Below are 1,269 nucleotides of genomic sequence, written 5' to 3'. Positions count from 1 at the left end.
ACCAATTGGCCCGCATATAACCGAGCACTCATGAGTCGCGGAAATATTGCCATTTGGTTTGATCCTGCTACGCAATGGTATGCTCCGTCCATCGGTAAACAAGGGCGAAATCAAACCTACTCCGACGCAGTCATCCAATGCTGCTTAATGATTAAATCCTTATTCCGTCTGTCTTTACGTATGGTCACTGGCTTTGTGCAAAGTCTGATTAAACTTTGCGGATTAAATTGGATAGCTCCAGATTACAGTACGCTTTGTAGAAGACAAAAGCATATTGATATTGCAATCAGCTACCAAAAAAGTAGCGATGGGCTGCATCTACTCATAGACTCTACAGGCATGAAGTTTCTAGGTGAGGGCGAATGGAAACGCAAGAAACATGGACCTGAATATCGTCGCCAATGGCGTAAACTTCATATTGGTATAGATGCTAAAACCCTACAAATACGAGCAGTTCAGCTTACAACCAATAATGTCAGTGATTCACAGGTGCTTGGTGATTTACTTAATCAGATTCCACAAGATGAGCAGATTGACTCTGTTTATACCGATGGAGCTTATGACACCAAGCAATGCCGTCAGGTCATTGCAGATCGGCAAGCGCATGCGGTGATTCCACCTAGAAAAAATGCGAAACCATGGAAAGATACAAAGAGTAGCTCGCTAGAGCGAAATGAATTACTTCGAGCAATTAAACGTTTAGGCAGGACACTATGGAAAAAATGGTCAGGCTATCATCGGCGAAGTTTGGTTGAAACTAAGATGCATTGCATCAAATTATTAGGAGATAAACTCAGTGCAAGGAGTTTTGATAGCCAAGTGAATGAGATCCATGCACGTGTAGCAGTCCTTAACAGATTTACGGAATTAGGTCGACCACTTACCCAAGTTACGCCTTAAATTTGGCTCAATTAGGGGCGCTTTGCATTTCAAATCTTTGTGCAACAAAGCCCTTAAAAACAAGAAAAAGAGGATTGATAAAATGATGATAAAAAATAAAAAAGCGCCTGATGGCGCTTTCCTTTAATCATATTTATGGCGTCAGAATCACTTTACGACAGTCTTCTTCTTTTTTATCAAAAATACGGTAACCTTCCGCAGCATCTTCCAGTTTCATGCGATGGGTAATAATCAGATCTGGAGACAGATCTCCATTTTCAATATGTTCTAGCAACTGCGGCAAGTAGTTATGCACATGGGTTTGTCCCATTTTAAAGGTTAAACCTTTGTCAAAGGCATCACCAAACAGGAAGCCATGAATTGGACCGG

2 protein-coding genes are annotated in these 1,269 nt (G+C 41.4%); one reads left to right on the top strand and one right to left on the bottom strand.

Going from position 1 to position 1,269, the window contains the following annotated elements:
* On the top strand, nucleotides 1-900 hold a 900-nt coding region (locus ACNPNW_RS05075), incomplete at its 5' end, for an IS5 family transposase (RefSeq protein WP_448766630.1).
* Between the two features lie 133 nt (nucleotides 901-1,033).
* Here ACNPNW_RS05075 and ACNPNW_RS05070 read toward each other — a convergent pair.
* Nucleotides 1,034-1,269, bottom strand: a 236-nt coding sequence (locus ACNPNW_RS05070) for a glutathione-dependent formaldehyde dehydrogenase (RefSeq protein WP_448766629.1), incomplete at its 5' end; no start/stop codon positions are given.

The sequence above is a fragment of the Acinetobacter endophylla genome, from assembly GCF_053543775.1.
Note: the sequence above shows the minus strand (reverse complement) of the source record. Positions and strands in the feature narration are given on the sequence as shown.